Here is a 17,020-nt window from a genome sequence, read left to right on the forward strand (position 1 = left end):
TGTCATCTGGTGCTACATTTGGTGCTACCTAGTTCAATTTAGAAACTGGTAGCACCACCATGGCTCTGACAGATACTCAAATCAAGCAGGCCAAACCAAGCGATAAGGATCAGTGGCTTACGGATGGACAGGGGCTGCGCCTGTTGATCAAACCTACTGGCTCCAAGTATTGGCGGCTTAAATATCGATTCCAAGGAAAGCAAAAGACGTTGGCCTTGGGCGTTTACCCCTCTGTAAGTCTCAAACAGGCGAGGCAAAAAGTAGCTGAAGCAAAACAACTGCTAGCAGAGGACCGCGACCCTTCAGCACAGAAACGAGTTGAGAAGCACCAAGCCAGAGTCAGTATTGACCGGAGTTTTGCTGCTGTTGCTGAAGAGTGGTGGAACCACCAGAAAGGAACCTGGACAGAGGACCATGCCAACCGTGTATGGACTAGGCTACGAGATAATACCTTCCCTCGAATTGGCCAAAGGCCCATAGCCGATCTTCAGCCCCAAGATGTAATAGCCATTGTCCGCGATATTGAGGAGCGGGATGCGATGGATGTTGCGCAACGGGTTTTGCAAGATATTCGTCGTGTTTGTCGCTATGCGGTTCAGGTTGGCAAGCTTACGCATAATCCCGCGATTGAGTTAACGGGTATTTTGCGTGGCCGAAAAAGTAGCCATCGGGCTCCCCTCCCGCGAGAAGAGTTACCCTGCTTCCTGAAAGAGTTAGACCTTTACCAGGAGCGAGGGCGGATATTAACCAAGCTCGCTATCCAGTTATTGATACTCACCTTTGTTCGACCTGGCGAATTACGTTGTGCACGTTGGGAAGAGTTCGACTTTGAATCCTCTCTTTGGCGAATCCCCGGTGAGCGTATGAAGATGGGTACCGATCATATTGTGCCGCTGTCTTCACAAGCTCTTGCTGCACTTGAAGAGTTGAAGTCTTTAACTGGCCAGTACTCTCTGCTATTCCCCTCTGAGCGGGAAAGGGCTCGGCCCATGTCTGATAACACTATGCGTAGGGCAATTTTTAAAATGGGCTGGGACGGCTCCCAAGAGGGAAGAAGTAAAGCAAATCCCCATGGCTTCCGCGCTACTGCTTCCTCAATCCTGAATGAGACCGGCTTTAATCCTGATGCCATTGAAAGGCAGCTTTCCCACATGGAGAGGAATGGGGTAAGGGCTGCATATACCCACCACGCTCGTTATATGGATGAGCGAAAAGAGATGATGCAGTGGTGGGCAAATTACCTTGATGAGATGCGAGGAAGTGGAAAGGTAGTTCCTATTTTTGTGAAGCAGGGTTAACACAAAGTTAAACACTAAGAGGAACAATCGCTCTCGCCTTTATTTTTAATCCAACAGGGAAATAGATATGTAATCTTCTTTTCAGAAAGCTAGGGAAATTTTTCGAATTGAAGACTATAAAAAACTAAATGAGAAAAAAGACCTTTCTCTATTTAAATTTTTGCTAGATCGATCAAATACTTGCTCATGGCTATTACATTTGACTGGGGGAAACTTTTTTAAACGTAACTCAAACAATTCAGAACTAGCAGAGGAAATGAGATCTTGCCTCACAGCTTTTAGAGAGGATGATGCTGATTATAGGAAGCTTAAATCCTTTGATATACGTGATTACGTTTCCCTTGAACAATACGCTGAAGAACCGATTGACTCCTCAACTTGGACACCCGCTTGGCTAAGATCACAAAAATATAGCTGTTCTTCAGTAAAACCAATGGGAGTTGGAGATGTTATTAGGATGTTTGATGATTTGGGAGATGGTGCACTAAAGGGCTTTACTGATGAAGAGTTTGCCGAGGACGTGGCTGAATCGAGGGCTCGATATCATCGTAATGAGGAGGTTTTCCCTGAATTAGAAGATATATCAATTAATCAATATTATCGTGAAGCTTATGACTATCATCATGGCCTGGCAGCATTGAATATTGATTTGATGGCAAGGGATGAGCAGATAGTTTCAGAGTTAAAAGAACTGCTACCGAAGCTACGAAAATTATTACAGGCTGCTCCTGAAAGACTATTAGACCCAGGTTTTAAGGGTCAGCTGTTTTTGGGGCCATCATTACAAAAGCGTGATACCCGCCGGATCGATATGAACAAAGTAAGGGATTATCGTGTTCCGGAATTGATTGACCTATATATCTGGTCCGTGGTTGAGGGGGAAATTTTATCAAATGCAGATTATTTGAGGCTTGTTTTTCCTGGAGATACATTAACTGATGAACTAGTTAATGAGGATAAGATTAAGAAAGTCTGCCTGCCATATGCTTTTCGCTGCATGGAAACCGAGTTATTAACAGCTCTTCATAGGTCATTAGATTGGGAGCAAAAATCTCATTGGAAAAATAGCGCTTCTTAAAATTCTGAATTTTGATGCTACCTAAAGGTCCGGCGATCGCCTTTTAAAGCTGGTTCAATCTCCTCACCGCCACAGACTTTCACTGTGGTTTGTTAAAGGAGACTGAATATGACCCTCTCAAATACTCATCCCCAAATGCCGGATGTTTTACCTAGCCCGCCGAGCGACCATATTTTGCGCCTACCAGAGGTAGAGCGTCAGACTGGGCTCAAGAAAACTTACATCTACGCCTTGGTGAAAAAAGGTGAGTTCCCCACCCCTATCAAACTTGGTGAGCGCGCCAGTGGTTGGCTTTCCTCTGAGGTCTGCCAGTGGGTGCAAGATCGAGTTGCCATTTCTCGTGCGGGAGGTAAGTAATGACTCTTCGCACCTACTCTTCCTACACACACCAGCAAGTAGCTGAATTTGCTCGAAGCTATCGGAAAACAGAAAGCGCTGAGTTTGAGCAGAAAATACTTCTCTCAAATTTAAACCTGAGCCCTGAAGATCGGAAACTCTTCCTCAGCTCTATCATGGAGACATTTGATATGGGCTGTCCTATCCCTGGTTATGAGTTGCTTTTGTTCCTATGGCCAACGGGTGAAGCAGCGTTTCTAGCGGTAGGTTCTGATTCATTTCACCCTATTATTGATCAGCAACATGGCCGTGCCCATTGGTATCTCTCCTCCCCTAATACAATAGCACTTGGCCTTCCTGATACTGAGGTGGTGAACCTTTACCGCCTTAGAGCAGGTCTCTCTCTGGGAGGTTGGTTAGTTTGGGATGGTATCCAACTCGAATACCACCCATCAGAGGAAGCTGATGCCCTAGAGCTTCGCAATGGAGGGTTTAAAAATGTCAGCTAATATACGTGCCCTCGCCATGCCATATTGCCTTGATTTACAACCGTGTGGTCGCTATGCATTACTGAATCGCAAGTATAAGCCAGTTGGTTTTAGCAGCAGATCATTTGTCTACTATGAACAGTACCCTGTACTTTTCAATGTCAGAATTACACCCAAAAGAGCGGCAGCAATCTCCTTGAAAGGAGATCCTGATCCGAGGCGAATTTTTCTTTATAACGATGGTTGTGTTCCTACCGACAACTCAGAAACCTGGCTTTTTTATCAGGCTAAATTAGCGATCCTGGCACGACTACATCATTACAGTGATGATGAATATCACGAACAGGACAAAGCAAAACGCATCCGTCTGGCCAACTTACGCGATGCAAAACGGTTTACGGAACCTAAGGGCGTAGCGGTTTCCCTACCGCCAAATTTATCACCACGGTAAATATGATTATTGCCTCTATTCGGGGCGATCTTACCCCCTCTTTAAAAAGAAGGTGCTACATGTGTGCAGGTGTTACAGCATGGCGGAAAGCCCCGTATTTACTGGCTTTCCGCTGTCACACCTTTCTGTTACCCCAAGAGTGTTACAGCAAAAAGGTGTAACAGGAGTGAGGCCCGCAGTTCTGCTGGAAGCCTTATGGGGCGGGGGTTAAAGCTAAAATATAAGGAAAGCTAATGGCACGCTTTGATATTAAACGAGTGGCAGACCTCGCCCTTGATCGGGCAGATGAAGTCTTAGCGCACTGGGCTCCAGATGGCTCATATCAGGGAGCTGAATATATTGCTCTTAACCCAATTCGATCTGATAGCAGCAAGGGGTCCTTCTCAGTAAATCGCAACACTGGCGCATGGGCGGATTTTGCAGCAGATGAAAAAGGTGGGGACCTCGTATCGCTGGTTGCCTATCTTGAGGGGGTAAACAATGGAGAGGCAGCACAAAGGCTTGCTGCATTTCTGGGGCTCTCTGAAGGGGAGTCTATACCGCCTAGCTCAACCTATAAGTCGAAACCCAAAAAGCCAGCCGGTAACTTCTGGGAAGCCGTATTGCCGGTACCTTTAGAAGCAGAGCAGTCTTGCCCAACAACCCATCCCCATAACGGTAAACCCTCTAAAGTTTGGGAATACCGGGGACAGTGCGGCTCACTGTTAATGAAGGTGATGCGTTTTGACATTCAGAAAGGAGATGCAAGATCAAAAGACTATCGCCCCTTAACCTATTGCCGGGATTCGAATGGTCGTAACTCTTGGAGATGGAAGCAGCCGGTAAAAAAGCGGCCACTCTATAAGCTGGATTTATTGGCAAAGCGCTCTAAAGCTCCGGTATTGCTAACCGAAGGTGAAAAGGCTGCAGATGCAGCTGCTAGCCTGCTGCCGGGTTATGTTTCCATGACCTGGCCTGGCGGCAGTAAAGCGCTGGGTAAAGCAAATTTTAAGCCCCTACATGGAAGGGAAGTACTTCTTTGGCCGGATAATGATGCAGCAGGTAAAGACTGTATGCTTAAGCTGGCTGCGATGCTGCACACTATGGAATGTAAGGTTTCTATGGTGTGTTTAGAGTCCTTAGGACCTAAGTGGCCAGCTAAAGGCGATGCGGCTGATGTGGAAGCTGCCGGTATTACAAAAGAGCAGCTTACAGCCTTAATTACAAAGGGAAAGTTTTTAACGTCCTATCAACCTGTGGCAACAGAACATCAAGCCCAAAATAAGGGAGTAAGTAATAAAGGGGCTGAGTCTGGACAATTTGTAGTAAATGATCGTGGAGTTTTCTTCCCGGTTCAGGGGGCAGAAGATGAGCCTTCACTCATGAGAATCTGTGATCGCCTGGATGTGCTTGCTTTAACTCGTGACCCTCAAGGAAGAAACTGGGGTACGTTGGTTCGCTTCCTTGACCCTGATGGCATTGTTAAAGAGTGGAATATACCCAGTGAGTACCTAGCGACTGAGGGCGGTGCGGAAGTACTCAAGCAGCTGTATAGCATGGGCCTTCGTGCTGAGGCAGGGCAGCAACCAAGGCGCAGAATCGTTCAGTACTTACAAACGGCAAAAAGCTCTAATCGCTATGTCCTGGTGAATAAACTCGGCTGGCATGGCAATGCCTACTTACTACCGAATGAAACCCTGGGAACGCCTGTAGAACCTCTGTATTTTTACTCCACTAGCCCGGATCTCAATAAGATAAAGTTTAGTGGAGGGCTTCAGCAATGGCGTGAGCATGTGGCGAGCTATTGTAAGAACAATACCCGGCTTTTATTTGCGGTTTCAGCAGCGTTTGCAGGGCCTCTACTAAATCTCATTGGTATGGAAACGACCGGCTTTCACTTCTTTGGTGATAGCTCCCAAGGAAAAACGACCTTACTTAAAGTGGCAGCCTCTGTTTATGGCGGGCCTGACTTTGTTCGCACCTGGCGTAGTACTGATAACGCGCTGGAAAGTATTGCTGCCTCCCACTCTGATGGCCTTTTAATTCTTGATGAGATCAGCCAATGCGATCCCCGTATTGTGGGGGATATTGCCTATATGCTGGGGAATGGCACTGGTAAAGCAAGGGCTAATGATCGCGGAGGCGTACGCGGGAATGCGTTTGAATGGAGGCTTGTCTTCCTCTCTACAGGAGAGCGCACGCTTGGCCAGCAGATGGCTGAAGTGGGTAAGAAAGCAAAAGCCGGGCAAGAGGTAAGACTACTGGCTATTCCCTCAGATACAGGGAGTGGTGCCGGTATCTTTGATGAACTGCATGGGTTTTCCGGGGGGGCTGCGTTATCGCGCTATATGGTTGAGAAAGGGTCCTTATTCCATGGCGTGGCCCTTTATACGTTTATCAGAGAGCTTTGCGCTAGCAACTTGGAAAAGCTGGCAAGCCAGATTCGTCGAGAACTTGTGAACTTTGCCGCAGAGCTGTCTGATGATGTGAGTGGTCAGGTACGAAGGGCAGCAGAGAAGTTTGCTCTCGTTGGTTTTGCTGGGGAGCTAGCTTCCACTGCGGGAATTACAGATTGGCCAAAAGGCATGGCGATGGAAGCGGCCAAATCCTGCTTTAGTGCTTGGGTATCAGCCCGTGGCGGTGTTGGAAACCTGGAGGACCGACATACCTTGGCGGCTCTGAGGCTATTCTTTGACCTCTACGGAGAGTCCCACTTTACCCGTTGGGATCGAGAAGACTTCACGGCTGATGATCACACTGTTCGTACTTTGAAGCGTTGCGGCTACCGGAAAACGCTACAAGACAGTAATGCCCTTGAGGGACAGGCTTGCTCTGAGACTGTTTACTACGTTTACCCAGCTACGTTTAAAGCAGAGGTTTGCAAGGGGCTCAGTGATCGAAAGGCAAAGACACTACTAGCCGCCTGTGGTGCTTTGGAGCGTGATGGCAACGGGAAATACTCGATACCAACGCGCTTGCCGAATAGTGGGCGTAACCCTGAACGGGTGCTAATCATTCGACCTCACTTGATTCCTGTTGAAGATGATGGAGAAAAGGGACTACTTAAGAAAAAGGCCGCGTAGCCCATACCGTTTACAGGTGTTGTAAGCGGTGTGCAGCCGTTTACACTCTCCAAATAAGTAACTGCCTATTTGGTAAACAATTAGCTTTTAGGGGATAAACCCAAAGCTTGCCGGTGGCTTTAGTTGGCCAATTTCAAAGTGCACTCTATTTGCAGCTTTGCGAACCAGACTATGTGTAATCGTGTACTATCCACCCAGATATTCAAGCTTTACACAAAGCCTGCCTCAGTAGACGATGCCTCTTCGGTATTAAATTACTTAGGCATTTAAAGGTTTTAGAATCAAACACCAACATTTTACTATCCTATCTTTTCAATTAGGATTACAAACGGTCTGTGGGGCTCAATACACCTTTGCCGCCCCGATTCACAACATGAGTGTAAATCTCCATAGTGGATATATCCGCATGCCCTAGTAGCTCCTGAATTGTCCTAAGATCGTAGCCAACTTCTAATAGGTGAGTGGCGAAACTGTGCCGGAATGCATGTGCTCTGGGCGGCTTGTTGATGCCAGATTCCTGCACAGCACGCCGTAACTGCTTTGCAAGTGCCGAAGGATGAAGATGATGCCGTCTTATCACGCCGCTACGGGGGCAAGGGCCAACGCGCGAAGCTGGAAACAAGAATTGCCAAGCTGTGGTACGGGCAGCAGAGGGGTACTTCCGCTCTAATGCATCCGGCATATAGACATCCCCATAGCCATTTGCGATATCCCATGCATGAGTTATTTCGACCTGTTGAATTTGAGTGCGCAGGTCAGGTATCAGGCCTTGTGGAAGTATTGTGGTTCGGTCTTTATTACCTTTGCCTCCCCGTACGAACACATTGTTACTGCCAAAATCGATGTCCTTAACTCTCAATGATAAGAGTTCGGCACATCTGAGCCCTGTGCCGTACATTAGTTTAACTTGAAGGCAGTAGACACCTTTCAGCTTTGAGATAATGGCTCTAATCTCTTCCCGACTGTAAACAATTGGAAGGCGACGATGTTGCTTTGCAGGCGAAAAGCCAATGTTGGAAGTATCAACCCCCAAAAAACGTTTATAAAGATATACCAGCGCATTTAGCGCGATCCGCTGGGTGTTAACTGAACAATGCCGATTTACCGACAGGTGGTTTAGGAACGCCTCGACCTCGGCAATACCGATTTCCCGAGGGTGTCGTAGTTTATGAAAGTGAATAAAGCGTTTTATCCAGTGAACGTAAGTCTGTTCAGTCCGATAGGCTAGACCTGCCTCACGAATATGAAGTCGAACGCTGGGGATGAATTTGGTTGAATGCCTGGGAAGCCTGTGACGAATATCATCCATGATAGTACCCTCACAACTGTATATAAACACAGTTATGGGTGCAATAATCACAGGTGTCAAGCCCCGAATTATAGAGCCATGGCTGACATCCGCAGAAAGGTTCCCCCTAACTTATTGATTTAATTGCGGGTAAAATGTGTTCAAGAGCAGGAGGTGTTACCAGGCGACTTGAGCCGATGGCTTACTATCTCTGGTTATTATTTGATCGTAAATTTATAACCTACAGTAAATAAAGGCTTTTTTACATAGCTTGAAGGGTCTACTTCAGAAATAGTGGCCAAATCGATAGTGAGCCACTGGCTCTTTAATAAACTGTTAACTTTCCAGGAGCATCGAGATCAAAGCGAGTGAATTTCCAGAATTAGTTGGTTCACTATCAAAGGAGTGGAAGGTGTACTTCTACGAGTCACTTGCACACAATCTGACCGTATCCGCTAGGCTAGTTTGGTCAAACGATGACACCTCGGATTCTGAGAAATTAGATCAGCTAAAGTGGCTTAATGAGATTCAGCACCGTGTGACGTCAAAGATTCAAGTTGAGCGCACTAAGCGGCATGAATGGCCAGAATTAGAGTTTATAGAGATGGCCAATCACTATGTAAAGTTGTGCCCAGCCATTTCAGGCATGGTTGCCGGCGCAATTTCAAAATCATATGAGCATGTAGCTAGTGTCAAAAGTTAACAAATCAATCAACTTCGCGCCTTCGGCGCCGGACAGCTTACACTACACTTCGCTTCGTTACAGCTGCCGGTTATTGAGGCGTTAACTTAGTATGAAGCATCCTTCTGGATACACAATTGAAGACGTAATTGAGCTTGGAAAAGAAAAGCGATCTCAGTTCGATTATAAAAAATTTAACCCTGATTTCATGGGGCTGGTGTTTTTAAATGAAGATAGAGGTTGGCCTATAACAAGCAGTTATCGCCCAGCTCATCAGGTAACACCTGATATCCTTACTACTGGCGAGCAAATGTTTTTTGAAAACGACATATTAATACCTGGGGAGTCCGCACGCGCATATATAAGATTACTTTCCCCTGAGCACTATCCGCACTGTTTGTATATTGGAAAAGAACTAAATATCAACGAGGGTTCAAGAGTTGTTGGGCGAGTAAAGGTTTTGGAGGTCTACAATGATCTTTTGCTGGCGGCCAGTTAACAAGTTGTGGCAGCGAGGGCGCTTCGCGCCGGGACAGCTTACACTGCGTTCCAGCTGCCCCTGCACAAAGCGTTATGTACCCAGAATATGAGAGATAAACGAGCCATATTTGCGACAGTTGAACTCTGGTGTTCCGAGCGCAAAGGCATTTTTTTCGCAATCTTGGTTACGCTAGGCATTGGAGTACTCTTCCTATATGTCGGCCTGCCTAAAAGCACTGAGCTTGTTTCGGGTGTCGCGCAAGCTCAGGTCTATGATGGCAGCCAAACTGGAAATGAGCCTAAGCTCTCGGTCAAATTAGCTAACGGCAGCTTAGTTCATGTGGCGGTAAGCTCTCCTGGTCAAGTAAAAATAGGCTCAGAACTTTGCCTATATAAAAAGACAAGCCATGCAGGTACAGTACACTATTCAATTAAGGCAGTTGGCAAATGCACATAACAAATTTAGGCATGCGACGTCTGCTGCGCAGCCGCACATGCTAAAGGCGTTACATGCTTAGGTAAAAAATGAAATTTAAAGTGTTTGCAAACAACCAGCTAATTGGTGAGTCCGAACTAGAAAGCGGAGATCCGCCCATGGGAGTTGCCTTCGGTGATTTAGTGCCTAATAAAAATTATGCACAGCACCAAGAGGTTTTTGAAACACAAAATTTTGACACTATGTCAGGTCTAAATTTGCAAGTACAAACAGAAGCAGGTTTAGTGCTTGAACCTTGCAGCGGTATTGGTATCGAAGACCTGTCAAAAGAAGCAGGCGAAACCTGCATACAAGTAAATGTATTGGGGTTAGATTCAGAGCTTTACGATGAATTATTTGCTAATCATGTAGCGGCATATGAAGCGCAGTTTAAGTAGTCAGCATGTAACAAGCGTATCCAGGGGAATGCTAAAAGCTGCGTTGCACTCAGCTTTTATCATCCCCTGATCCGGGCGTTAAGGCATCATGAGAACTACCCTGAAGCTAGTCGCAATAATTTCAGTGTTTTTAGCTTTGACCTGCGCTGTATTTCTTGGTTTCTACCAATGTGGTGGTTACATTTGGGTTCGGCAAGCTGTTACTGCGGTAGCTGGAGTAAGTCTTGTATTATCTGTGGTTAGCAGTTATCGAATCTCTGGTAGCTCTCTAAAAATCGCAGTGGGTGTGACAGCTGTACTTATAGTTCTTCTTGTCATGTCTTGGTACAGTGGTCAGGCACTGTACATTACACCCAGTAGTATTTCTGAGTTTTTCGGCCCTGGCTGCTAGAAAGCCTTAACAAACACAGGCAGTTTGCTACGGCCCTTCGGGCCTTCGCGGGACAGCTCACCTTGTGCACATTCTGCGCGGTCGCTTTGCTCCCATTTTCGCGCAAAATGTGCACAAGATAAGCCGCCCCTGCTGTGGGCGTTAAGCATGATTAAATATCTTTGGATTCTCATAGCATTTACTTTTTTGCTGTCGGCTTACAACTGGTACGAAGAAGGCTATTTCAGTTTTTTGGGCTTTTGCTTAGCAAACCTTGGCGCTGTAGCTGCGCCAATATTGGCTACTCTGATCCTGCAAGGTGTTTCTAAATTATCAGGCTTGCCCGATCTACAATTCAAATTTTCGGCCGTCCTTGCTGTGGTCTTAAGCCTGGTTGCATATGCTTACTACGCCTTGAACGGTCGCGCTGAAAACTCAGGCACTTCAGCCGCACAAATGCATGTTATCGTGGCACCAATAGTGCTCTTGTCTTTTACTCTGTTAACATCGTTAAAGGCTTTGTTGACAAGCGTTGTATTTAAGTTGTCGGAGGGGAAAAATGCTTAACAAACACAGGCAGATTGCTCCGGCCCTTCGGTCCTGCGCGGGACGGCCTATGCTACGCTTCGGCCGCCCCTGCTGTGGGCGTTAAATTCTCAAGGAGATACAAGTGAGAAGTTTTATAGTTGCAGTGCTGGCTGTCCTCTTATCGGCTTGTGGCGCAACAATACAAACATATGAATCATACTCAGAACCAACCGGTGTTGAGAAAACAGCATCGATTGGTAGTGAGCTATACCGAGTTACAAAAACCAGGGATTTACCAAATGCTTTCGGGAAAGCTGACATTTTCGGAGGCAAGGTCAATTCAGGCTTCAGTGAATTGCGCTTTATGGGTATCACTCCTGAAGGAGCAATTATTTTTAGGCTTACGAATGTTGATATTGAATCAAATGAGACAACTATGAGTAGGTACGGTAGTAGTTCTACAACGGTATATTCAAATACTACAGCCAATGCTACCGTTGTTGGCAGTTCCGCATATGGTTCTGCTAATACAAACACTACAATCCACCACTACGAAAAGCCAAAGTCAACCGTTACGCAGTTACCTCCGAATACTGTGGAGTTTTTATTTAATCCAAATGAAAAATTGCTAAAACTAGATGGTTTAGTAGTTGAAATCATCAAGGTTACAAGTTACTCAATTAGTTATGTGCTCCATAGGCAGTAAAGTATTTAACAAGTACAAGCAGGTTGCTACGGGCCTTTGGCCCTTCGCGGGACGGCTTACGCTACGCTCTAGCCGCCCCTGTTGTAGTCGTTATGTGCTCTAGGGGTTAATGTGGCGTAACTTTCAACTGGAGTTTGATTTTGAGTAAGGCAGATAAGCTGACTAAAGATGAAATGAATCAAATGTTTCAGTTAATCAAAAGGTATTCTGAAACAGAAATGGATCAATGGGATCTTTGGAAATTTGATACAAAATATGAAAAGGTATATGTATCTTTTTCACGTGAGGTTCCGAAATCTGAGGAAGATGCATATTTTGAAATTTCTCATTTGCTGTATGACTGATCAGCAGAAGTTTAGCGGCTCAAAATCTTTGGTGTGTCCACCACATAACAAAGTTAGCCAACATCAGTCGCTTCGCTCCTTGGACAGCCTTGTCATTGCGCCAGCCGTGCATGGCTTCGCCATTGTTGCACAGCTACCACAACAACAAGTCAGCCGTTGCTAACGGCGTTATGTTTCAGAGAGTCATGAATAAAATAGTAAATATTAGTGAAGTATTTAGCTGGTTGTTTCTACTTGTCTGGTTGCTATTGTCACTCAGGCAAGGCTGGGGAGGCGTGCTTTACGGCTTGCCGATGGCGTTTTATTTAGCAGCACTCTTACTATCTGTTGGCAGTGGAATGTATGAAGCTCTATCAGCGCAAAGAGAAGCATCGTACAGTGTAGTGCTGCGGCGTTTTATACCAGGTATTTTTTGTGCCGTGTTCTTTGTTTACATAATAGCTTTGGGCTTAAGCAAGTGAAAACATAACAAGTGACTATGGTCCTTTGTCAAGTATTTAAGCCATTTTCTCATCCCAGTAAGTGTTGTTTTTTACCATTGTATTTAGGATGGTAAGTTGCTTCCTCATACAAGCGATAAGGGCTACTTTCTTTGGTTTACCAGCAGCGACCAGGCGCTCATACATTGGCTTTAATTTAGGGTGGCATTGTATTGCCGACATCATAGAAACAAACAAAACCGTGCGTACACGATGTCTCCCACCTCGAATATAGCGCTTACCCTGGAATCTGCCGCTATCACGATTCATCGGGGCGATACCCACAAGGGCCGCAATCTCTTTGCGGTTCAGCTTGCCCAGCTCAGGAAGTTCGCTCATTAGCGTGTAAGCCAGTACATTGCCGACTCCTTTAGCGCTTAATAAGAGATCGCGTTTTTGTCGCCACTCGGCAACGCTGTTAACAAGTTTATCAAGTTGCTTATCGACTCCTTCTAGCTCTTTTTTGATGGCCTTTAAGATAGCCTGAATGGGCTTGTGAACAGACTTAGGCATTCTCTTGAGGCGATTCTTTTGCATTGTGCTCATTTCTAAGCACTGGTTCCTGACCGTCAGCAAATCACTGATATTTCTTAGTTTTTCTGGTTTGATCGATGACAATCTTGGCTTCATTGCTTCACCAAAATGTGCGATATCAATTGCATCCAGCTTATCTGTTTTTGCGAGCCGCCCCGCTGACTTTGCAAAGTTTCTTACTTGTGAAGGATTGCAAACAACTATCGGCAGTCCCGCTTTATGAGCAGCACAGACAAATTCTAATTCTAGCCTTCCTGTGGACTCGATCAATACTCTTTCAGGTTTAAGAGGTTGTAGTTGTTTAATGGCATCCTTAATACCATTTTTATCATTGGTAACACTAAAGAATTGGCCATTAGGTCTCACATAAATATCGAGTTGTTTACTGCTGGTATCGATACCGACATTGATCTCTTGAGGTTCCATAAGATAAGCTATCTCCGCCTTGCTATTCGGGCTCGAGGCCCACATGACTATTCGAGTTATGCCTAGTGAGTGTCTGTCACGTTCATACTTGTTAACGGTCTTTATGAACCGGCGCAGCAACGGACTGTGACAAACAAGGCCTTCGGTGGCCGCCGAAGGTGGGTCTCAATTTACCCGTTAGCGAAAAGGATTTTCAACATCAGAATTGGACAAGAACAACCATACAAGCGTAGGCACGGGAAAAATTTTCCACTGCGCTCCAAATTTTCCCATGCTACGGGCGTTAAGCATTTTTGATAGATAGTTATGGAAGAAATTTTAGGTGGAACAATTCGGGTTGTTGGCAGGTTCCTGTTTGAGGTTGTGTTTGGCCTCATCATAGATTTACTGTTCCACATTCCTGGCTACTATATCTGCAAGCCATTTTCGGGCAATGGCCAAGAACCAAAGCCAGGCTGGGTCTTTCTGTTCAGCATTATCTTTTGGGTGGTAGTAGGGTTGTTAGCTTACGGCGCCTATTCGCTGCTTGGTGCGGAACCCAATGCTTAACCAGGCCAGGCTGTACACTCCGGCGCTACGCGCCTCCGCGGGACGGCCTACGCTATGCGCTGCGCCCATTAGCTGCGCAGGCCGCCCCAGCTGACAACGTTATGTGATTTGAGTGAACGCAATGAAAGCCTTATCATTTTTAATAGTCCCTTTGGTGCTTTCTTCAATTAATAGCCTTGCTTCGGAAGCAAACCCAATTACGCAGATCGACAAACTTTTAAAAAGGCATGTGGACGAAATAAGAAAATCCGAAAATCTGGTCGGTCTTGGTGCGGTAGTCATTCAGGACAGCAAGATCATTGGACTTTCGGTTAGCGGCGAGCGTAAAAAAGGCGATGGTGTTCTCGTCTCACAGCAGGACCTATGGCATATTGGTTCCATTACTAAATCTTTTACGGCTACGATGATTGCTCGCCTGATTGAAAAAGGTGATTTGAAGTGGGATACATCTATCAAAGATGTTTTTCCTGACGAAAAGGACATCCATACAGAGTGGAATGATGTGACTCTAGGCAACCTGCTTGCACATACATCGGGAGCAACACCCAATTTCTCGCTTTTGGTTAGCTTAAAAAATCCAAACGCTGGTAGTGAAAGAACGGCTGCAAGAGAATCAGCAGTGCGATATATACTCTCTCAGCGGCCTGAAGTAACGCCAGGTGGCACCTTTGTATATTCAAATGTCGGATATACGATTGCAGGTGTAATAGCTGAAAAGAAGGCAGGAGTTTCATGGGAAAATTTAATTAGAAAAGAGGTTTTTTCACCTCTAGGGATTGAGAGTGGCGGCTTTGGTGCCCCTAAAGACATAGAGGGGAAATTGAGTCAGCCATGGGGGCATAAAAAATTATTTGGTTTTACTAAGAGTGGAAAAGATGATAACACGCCAATAATTGGACCTGCTGGTACAATACATTTATCGCTTAATGATTTAGCGTTGTATGCTGATGAACATCTTCAAGGCATACAAGGGCGTAGTTCATTCCTAAAAAGAGAATCGTTTCAGCGTCTACATCATCCAAACCTTAATAGCTATGCTTATGGCTGGGTAATTGGTCCACCGGAAGAGTTAGGTGTTGGTAATGTTCATTGGCACAACGGCTCAAATACTATGTGGTATGCATTGCTTGTAATTTTACCAGATATCAATGCCGCGATAGCCATAACTTCTAATGACGGAAACTTTAAAGTTTCCGAGTATTCTGCTTGGGAAATAGTCAAGCGTTTAGCAAAACCATTAGAGATTGCACATAAAGAATCTATGAACTTGGACACTATAAAGAGCACTGGTTATTGAGGCTTTATGTGAGCACAAGGAAAGAGCTATGGGCGTAAATCTGAAAGAGATTGATGGAGTAAAAATTCAGCCAAAACACTTAGCCTCATGTCACTGCGGCTTTGTAAAAATTGAACTGGATCTACCTGATGGTCTTATTGATCTTCGGCGTTGTGATTGCTCTTTGTGCCGCAGGAGAGGTGCAATCGCCGCATCAGTATCGCTAGATGGCATTAATGTCTTAGAAGGGCAGGAACATTTAAAGCTCTATCAATTCAATACTAATACAGCGAAACACTATTTCTGCGGTAATTGCGGTAATTGCGGTATTTACACACATCACCAAAGACGCTCTAACCCTACTCTATACGGTTTCAATGTGGCGTGCCTGGAGGGTGTAAATCCTCTCAAAATCGGTGTTGTCCCAACATACGATGGGGTAAACCATCCGGCGGACCGAGGGTAACTCACATAACAATCAGCGGCAGAGCGGCAGCCAACGCTGGGCGTTAAGTTTACAGAAATATTATGGATTTAAGCTGAAACCCATTTCCTGAATATCGAAACTTCTCTTTTAATGCGATCCATGACGACTCGGAGGGTTTTCGAATACTTTTAGAGGCTAACTGTGACAGGTTCTCTAATAAGCAAGCATTACGTATAAGGTTTCCGCTGGCTGGCCCTATGTACTACCACCGATCAGATGAAAGCTTTTTATTATCGCCTGAAAGTACGATAGGTAATCCAGGCGTTACATTTCAGCGAACAAGAACATCAGATTTAATTGAGCGATTTCACATGTTTAGCTGCAATATTTATCGAGAAGATTCTATTGTTCATTATTGTATTTATACTGATAATGAGTGTGTTGAGGTTCTATCAGTAGTTGAACCCATCTGTGAAAATTTGTGGCACCAGAAAGCTAAACAATTAGGCGGTGTCTGCTGGTGATTCAATTTTGATAATTGGCTCATTTTCTTGTTTGATGTTTCCCATTAGCCTTCCTGTATACATCTTCCTCTTAGTATTGAGCTAGGATGATTCATTTTCCTGTAGAGAGCGTTTAAGTGGAAAGATAAGCCCTGGGAGGATGGCCTTTTCCTCCTCGGTGAGAGCCTTCTACGAGAGATACGGATATCAGTACATCGCCAAGGGCAACTACCTGACAAGAGATATATTATGATGACTGATAAAGATAAAGTGAAACGCCTGGCTGAGGCCAGACAAAAGAAAGGCTGGACGCAAAAGGAGATCGAAGAATTTGCCAAGCGCCGCAGCCATGAACTAAAGAAAATTTCCGAGGATACTGAGGAGCCTGATCACCTCGCCTCTGGCACCCAAAAAACCATCGAAGAGATATGCAAGGATGACGACAAAGAAGACTAAGAAACTGTCAGATTTAGAAAAGCAACAGGTGCCTCAGAAGGGAGAGATATCCCCAGAAGAAGCTCGCACTAAGGCCACTATTTTTGCGGCTCAGATTAAGGCTCGGATGAAAAGTAAAGGAGCTAAGTTGAAATGAGGGGGTACCCCCTTGTTGAGCAATCAAGATTGCAGTAGAGGTATGTATTTTGGTCAACATGCGCAGAACAGGTCATTATCAACGTTAACCCGGGGGACCTTTCTATCCTGTCCAGTATTACTTACTACTCTGGTGGCAAGTGTGACATCAATATTTATAACTAATCATCCATTGCATATTGCTTTCATTATTGCTTTCGGGCTGGCAATTCTTGCAGCTACTGGAATCATCAACCCGCTTCGCGTGAATT

The 17,020-nt window shown here is 45.3% G+C and carries 18 protein-coding genes; 16 read left to right on the plus strand and 2 right to left on the minus strand.

Annotated features, from left to right (window positions below):
* Positions 1-59: 59 nt before the first annotated feature.
* The 6 genes from ACJJIT_RS02890 (at position 60) to ACJJIT_RS02915 (ending at position 6,713) form a co-directional block, all read left to right on the plus strand.
* A complete protein-coding gene (locus tag ACJJIT_RS02890) occupies positions 60-1,298 on the plus strand; it encodes a tyrosine-type recombinase/integrase (protein WP_444899911.1) in 1,239 nt (412 codons plus the stop codon).
* Positions 1,299-1,554: 256 nt separating this feature from the next.
* Entirely contained in the window at positions 1,555-2,376 is an 822-nt protein-coding gene (locus ACJJIT_RS02895) for a DUF6387 family protein (protein WP_444899912.1), read from the plus strand.
* 108 nt (positions 2,377-2,484) lie between these two features.
* Positions 2,485-2,733 carry a helix-turn-helix transcriptional regulator gene (locus tag ACJJIT_RS02900; RefSeq protein WP_444899913.1) on the plus strand — a complete coding sequence of 83 codons (249 nt, stop codon included), beginning with the start codon at positions 2,485-2,487 and terminating at the stop codon, positions 2,731-2,733.
* A complete protein-coding gene (locus ACJJIT_RS02905; RefSeq protein WP_444899914.1) occupies positions 2,733-3,221 on the plus strand; it encodes a hypothetical protein in 489 nt (162 codons plus the stop codon). The genes ACJJIT_RS02900 and ACJJIT_RS02905 overlap by 1 nt, the downstream gene beginning before the upstream one ends.
* A complete protein-coding gene (locus ACJJIT_RS02910; protein ID WP_444899915.1) occupies positions 3,211-3,651 on the plus strand; it encodes a hypothetical protein in 441 nt (146 codons plus the stop codon). Before ACJJIT_RS02905 ends, ACJJIT_RS02910 begins: the two co-directional genes overlap by 11 nt.
* A 233-nt stretch (positions 3,652-3,884) precedes the next feature.
* Positions 3,885-6,713: a DUF927 domain-containing protein gene (locus tag ACJJIT_RS02915; protein WP_444899916.1), complete on the plus strand. Its 2,829-nt coding sequence runs from the start codon at positions 3,885-3,887 to the stop codon at positions 6,711-6,713.
* A 322-nt stretch (positions 6,714-7,035) separates the two neighbouring features.
* On the opposite strand, the gene ACJJIT_RS02920 is transcribed toward ACJJIT_RS02915, so the two are convergent.
* On the minus strand, positions 7,036-8,022 hold the full coding sequence (locus ACJJIT_RS02920; protein ID WP_444899917.1) for an integron integrase: 987 nt from the start codon (positions 8,020-8,022) through the stop codon (positions 7,036-7,038).
* A 773-nt stretch (positions 8,023-8,795) separates the two neighbouring features.
* On the opposite strand from ACJJIT_RS02920, the gene ACJJIT_RS02925 reads away from it, so the two are divergent.
* From ACJJIT_RS02925 to ACJJIT_RS02950, 6 genes are all read left to right on the plus strand, one after another.
* Entirely contained in the window at positions 8,796-9,182 is a 387-nt protein-coding gene (locus ACJJIT_RS02925) for a hypothetical protein (RefSeq protein ID WP_444899918.1), read from the plus strand.
* Positions 9,183-9,688: 506 nt separating this feature from the next.
* Positions 9,689-10,036: a hypothetical protein gene (locus ACJJIT_RS02930; protein WP_444899919.1), complete on the plus strand. Its 348-nt coding sequence runs from the start codon at positions 9,689-9,691 to the stop codon at positions 10,034-10,036.
* Between the two features lie 538 nt (positions 10,037-10,574).
* Positions 10,575-10,973 (plus strand): hypothetical protein, encoded by a 399-nt coding sequence (locus ACJJIT_RS02935; RefSeq protein WP_444899920.1) that lies wholly within the window; start codon positions 10,575-10,577, stop codon positions 10,971-10,973.
* A gap of 103 nt (positions 10,974-11,076) precedes the next feature.
* On the plus strand, positions 11,077-11,640 hold the full coding sequence (locus ACJJIT_RS02940; RefSeq protein ID WP_444899921.1) for a hypothetical protein: 564 nt from the start codon (positions 11,077-11,079) through the stop codon (positions 11,638-11,640).
* Between the two features lie 140 nt (positions 11,641-11,780).
* On the plus strand, positions 11,781-11,984 hold the full coding sequence (locus ACJJIT_RS02945; protein ID WP_444899922.1) for a hypothetical protein: 204 nt from the start codon (positions 11,781-11,783) through the stop codon (positions 11,982-11,984).
* 185 nt (positions 11,985-12,169) lie between these two features.
* Entirely contained in the window at positions 12,170-12,445 is a 276-nt protein-coding gene (locus ACJJIT_RS02950) for a hypothetical protein (RefSeq protein ID WP_444899923.1), read from the plus strand.
* A 36-nt stretch (positions 12,446-12,481) separates the two neighbouring features.
* Here ACJJIT_RS02950 and ACJJIT_RS02955 read toward each other — a convergent pair whose 3' ends face one another.
* Positions 12,482-13,423, minus strand: coding sequence for an IS110 family transposase (locus tag ACJJIT_RS02955; RefSeq protein WP_444899924.1), 942 nt, complete (start codon positions 13,421-13,423; stop codon positions 12,482-12,484).
* A gap of 306 nt (positions 13,424-13,729) precedes the next feature.
* Here ACJJIT_RS02955 and ACJJIT_RS02960 point away from each other — a divergent pair, with 306 nt between their 5' ends.
* From ACJJIT_RS02960 to ACJJIT_RS02975, 4 genes are all read left to right on the plus strand, one after another.
* The gene (locus tag ACJJIT_RS02960; protein WP_444899925.1) at positions 13,730-13,972 is read left to right on the plus strand and encodes a hypothetical protein; all 243 of its coding nucleotides are present in this window, start codon (positions 13,730-13,732) and stop codon (positions 13,970-13,972) included.
* Between the two features lie 121 nt (positions 13,973-14,093).
* Positions 14,094-15,269, plus strand: a complete 1,176-nt coding sequence (locus ACJJIT_RS02965) for a serine hydrolase domain-containing protein (RefSeq protein WP_444899926.1) — start codon at positions 14,094-14,096, stop codon at positions 15,267-15,269.
* Positions 15,270-15,297: 28 nt separating this feature from the next.
* Entirely contained in the window at positions 15,298-15,714 is a 417-nt protein-coding gene (locus ACJJIT_RS02970) for a GFA family protein (protein ID WP_444899927.1), read from the plus strand.
* 713 nt (positions 15,715-16,427) lie between these two features.
* The gene (locus tag ACJJIT_RS02975; RefSeq protein WP_444899928.1) at positions 16,428-16,634 is read left to right on the plus strand and encodes a hypothetical protein; all 207 of its coding nucleotides are present in this window, start codon (positions 16,428-16,430) and stop codon (positions 16,632-16,634) included.
* Positions 16,635-17,020: the final 386 nt, after the last annotated feature.

Source organism: Microbulbifer mixtoriginis (SeqCode) (genome assembly GCF_052467515.1).

Excerpts from the sequence above, each read along its gene's own strand:
- ACJJIT_RS02890 (WP_444899911.1), top strand. The coding sequence starts at position 60 with ATGGCTCTGACAGATACTCAAATCAAGCAGGCCAAACCAAGCGATAAG.
- ACJJIT_RS02895 (WP_444899912.1), top strand. The coding sequence starts at position 1,555 with ATGAGATCTTGCCTCACAGCTTTTAGAGAGGATGATGCTGATTATAGG.
- ACJJIT_RS02900 (WP_444899913.1), top strand. The coding sequence starts at position 2,485 with ATGACCCTCTCAAATACTCATCCCCAAATGCCGGATGTTTTACCTAGC.
- ACJJIT_RS02905 (WP_444899914.1), top strand. The coding sequence starts at position 2,733 with ATGACTCTTCGCACCTACTCTTCCTACACACACCAGCAAGTAGCTGAA.
- ACJJIT_RS02910 (WP_444899915.1), top strand. The coding sequence starts at position 3,211 with ATGTCAGCTAATATACGTGCCCTCGCCATGCCATATTGCCTTGATTTA.
- ACJJIT_RS02915 (WP_444899916.1), top strand. The coding sequence starts at position 3,885 with ATGGCACGCTTTGATATTAAACGAGTGGCAGACCTCGCCCTTGATCGG.
- ACJJIT_RS02920 (WP_444899917.1), bottom strand. The coding sequence starts at position 8,022 with ATGGATGATATTCGTCACAGGCTTCCCAGGCATTCAACCAAATTCATC.
- ACJJIT_RS02925 (WP_444899918.1), top strand. The coding sequence starts at position 8,796 with ATGAAGCATCCTTCTGGATACACAATTGAAGACGTAATTGAGCTTGGA.
- ACJJIT_RS02930 (WP_444899919.1), top strand. The coding sequence starts at position 9,689 with ATGAAATTTAAAGTGTTTGCAAACAACCAGCTAATTGGTGAGTCCGAA.
- ACJJIT_RS02935 (WP_444899920.1), top strand. The coding sequence starts at position 10,575 with ATGATTAAATATCTTTGGATTCTCATAGCATTTACTTTTTTGCTGTCG.
- ACJJIT_RS02950 (WP_444899923.1), top strand. The coding sequence starts at position 12,170 with ATGAATAAAATAGTAAATATTAGTGAAGTATTTAGCTGGTTGTTTCTA.
- ACJJIT_RS02955 (WP_444899924.1), bottom strand. The coding sequence starts at position 13,423 with ATGGAACCTCAAGAGATCAATGTCGGTATCGATACCAGCAGTAAACAA.
- ACJJIT_RS02960 (WP_444899925.1), top strand. The coding sequence starts at position 13,730 with ATGGAAGAAATTTTAGGTGGAACAATTCGGGTTGTTGGCAGGTTCCTG.
- ACJJIT_RS02965 (WP_444899926.1), top strand. The coding sequence starts at position 14,094 with ATGAAAGCCTTATCATTTTTAATAGTCCCTTTGGTGCTTTCTTCAATT.
- ACJJIT_RS02970 (WP_444899927.1), top strand. The coding sequence starts at position 15,298 with ATGGGCGTAAATCTGAAAGAGATTGATGGAGTAAAAATTCAGCCAAAA.
- ACJJIT_RS02975 (WP_444899928.1), top strand. The coding sequence starts at position 16,428 with ATGATGACTGATAAAGATAAAGTGAAACGCCTGGCTGAGGCCAGACAA.